This is a genomic window from Achromobacter ruhlandii (assembly GCF_902859695.1).
In the GTDB taxonomy this organism is placed as follows: domain Bacteria; phylum Pseudomonadota; class Gammaproteobacteria; order Burkholderiales; family Burkholderiaceae_B; genus Achromobacter; species Achromobacter ruhlandii.
In genome coordinates this window covers 1-2667 of the sequence record NZ_CADIJL010000075.1, presented here as the reverse complement: position 1 = coordinate 2667, position 2667 = coordinate 1, and the positions used below count along the sequence as shown (strand labels likewise).

Annotated in this window: 1 protein-coding gene and 1 pseudogene; both read right to left on the bottom strand. The window is 71.1% G+C overall.

Annotated features, from left to right (window positions below):
- Window positions 1–298, bottom strand: a pseudogene (locus HV742_RS31965) (PepSY domain-containing protein); the annotation flags it as partial.
- An 8-nt stretch (window positions 299–306) separates the two neighbouring features.
- Window positions 307–2508, bottom strand: a complete 2202-nt coding sequence (locus HV742_RS31960; RefSeq protein WP_175147277.1) for a TonB-dependent receptor — start codon at window positions 2506–2508, stop codon at window positions 307–309.
- Window positions 2509–2667: the final 159 nt, after the last annotated feature.

Genomic DNA, 2667 nt, shown 5'->3' with positions numbered 1-2667 from the left:
CGCGCAGCGCGGCCAGGCTCAGGCCCGCCATGTCGCTGGCGCCGGCGGCGGCCAGCGCCTGGGCCGGCGTGGCGGCGACGCGGGCCGGGTCGAGCGGCGCCAGGTGCGTCATGCGTTCCTGCGGCGTGAGCTTGGGGTAGCCCACGTACATCATCACCACGCCCGAGATGAACCACATGGCGAAGAACAGGCACAGCACGATGCCGGCCCAGCGGTGCGTCAGGTACAGCCAGCGCTTGGCGCGGGTGGACCACGGCACGGACGCGGGCCGGCGGCGGGGGGAGGGGATGGCGTCCATGGCTGTCCTCAGAACCGCGCCTGGAGCGTCAGCTCGAACGAGCGCGGCGCGCCCAGGTAGAACATCGGCGTGCCGGTGACGTTGGCGGCGTACACCTTGTCGGTCAGGTTGCGGACCCGGCCGGTGACGGTGAAGTGGCGGTCGATGCGGTGCGACAGCGCCGCGTCGAACACGGTGTACGACGGCGCCCAGACGGTGTTGGCGGCATCGGCGTAGGCGCGGCCGACGTAGCGCGCGGCCACGCTGGCGTTCCAGTCCGGCAGGAAGGCGTAGTCGATCCAGGCGTTGGCCACGCGCCGCGGCGTGTTGGTCGGCACATTGCCGTTGCGCGAGACGCGCACGCCGCCGACCGTTTCCGAGAAGTCGTCGTACTTGGGGTCGACGAAGGCGACGTTGGCCTGCAGCGACAGGGTGCGCGTCAGGCGCAGTCCGCCGGCCAGTTCCAGCCCGCGCGCCGACTGCTGGCCCACCGGGATGCTGACCGCCGGGTTGTTGGCGTCGGGCGCCGAGATGTGCTTGCGCGTGATCTCGTAGGCCGCGATGGTGGCCGAGCCGCGGCCGTCCCAGAACTCGAACTTGCCGCCCACTTCCTTCTGCGTGCCGGTGGTCAGCTTGTCGTTGTTGAGCACGTCGGCGAACGAGGCGGTGGCCATGATGCCGGAGGGGGGATCGGCGGCCGTGGCGTATTGCGCGTAGAGCGAGGCCTGCGGCGTGACGGCCCAGTTCAGCGCCAGCCGGCCGGTGGTGGGCGAATAGCTGCGCGAGGCCGAGGCCGGCGCGCTGGCCGTGACCGCGCGGCGGTTGGTCAGGTCCAGGTCGATGAAGTCCTTGCGCAGGGCCGACACGATGGCCACGCCGGGCAGCACTTCCGTGCGGTTTTCCAGCGTGAAGGCGAGGGTGCGGATGCGGTTGTCGCGGTCCGGGTTGTGGCCGCGCGTCATGCCGGGGATGTCGTAGAAATAGCCCGGCTGGAAATCGTACGGATCGACCGCGTCCACCGTGGCCGGCAGGCTGGTGGGATAGCGGGTCTGCTTGTTCACGCTCAGGTCGGCGCCGAACGACCAACTGGTGGGCAGGCCGGCCAGCGTCGATTCGACCAGGCCTTCGACGCGGTTGCCGACCAGGCTCTGTTCGTGGCGCTGCAGCAGCGCGCCCGAGCGCAGCACGCGGCTGTTGGCGGCGTTGTAGCGGTAGGTCTCCAGGTTGCGGAAGTCGCGTTCGGCGCGGTAGTAGTACAGCGTGTTCTTGAACGTGATGCCCGGCGCCGCGCGCCATTCCGTCAGCGAACGGGCCCACAGCACCGACTGCTCGTACAGGCCGTCCTCGACGTTGTAGTTCTTGAAACGCGTGCCGCCGCGGATGTGGCCTTCGCCGCTCACCTTGCCGTTCGCGCCCACCGTCAGCGGGGTGCCCCAGTAGGGGCGGTCGACGCGTTCGCGCTGGTACTCGAAGGCCCAGGTCTGCGTGACGTCGTCGCCCAGGTCGGACAGCAGCGAGGCCGCCACCTGGGCGGCATTCGAGCGCTCGCCGTCGACCCAGCCGTGGCTGGCGGTGGTGTTGGCGTCGATGCGCAGGTAATGGCCGCGTCCGCCCGGCGAGCCGGCCAGCTGCTGGTTGATGCCGACCGATGCCTGGCGCGTGTCGAACGATCCCAGGCGCAGCTGGCCCTCATAGAACGTGTCGCGCTCGGCCAGCTTGGTGACGTAATTGATGGCGCCGCCGACCGCGCCAGCGCCGAACAGGAAGGTCGACGGGCCGCCGATGGCCTCGACCCGGTCGTAGATCCAACTGTCGATCGGCCGCGCGGCCACCGAGTCGTACTGCACCGAGATGCCGTTGAACAGTTGCGACACCTGGCCGCCGCTGAAACCGCGGTAGCTGACGGCGCCGGCCATGCCGGGGGGCGCGGCGTTGTTCACGCCCGGGATGCCGCGCGCGATGTCCTGGGTGTTGAGCGCGCCGCGCGCCTCGATCTGCTGGCGCGAGATGACGGTGACGGAGGCCGGCGTGTCCTTGATGCGCAGGCCGAGGCGGCTGCCGGTGCCGTCGATGCGTTCCAGGTTGATCGGACCGTTGGGCGCGTCGTCGGCGCGCTCGCCTTCGACCAGGGTGGCGGGCAGGGTCTCGATGGCGGGTTCGGCGGTCAGCGCGAACGCCGGGTTGGCCGCGCAGGCGCCGGCCAGCAGGGATGCTGCATAGTGTTTTTTCATGATCCAGGCCGGCGGGGGCCGGCATGCGCGCTCGCGCGGGCGCCGCGTTCAGGGGCGGCAAAAGGCGCGGGCGCGGGGTCTCCAGGGCGTCGCCGCCGGAAACGGGCGGCGCGGGCTCGGGCGCAGGCGGCGCGGCGGCCGTCCTCGGGGAACGGCGTG

What these genes read in the sequence shown, in the direction of transcription:
- HV742_RS31960 (WP_175147277.1), bottom strand. Translation starts at nt 2,508, where the DNA reads ATGAAAAAACACTATGCAGCATCCCTGCTGGCCGGCGCCTGCGCGGCC.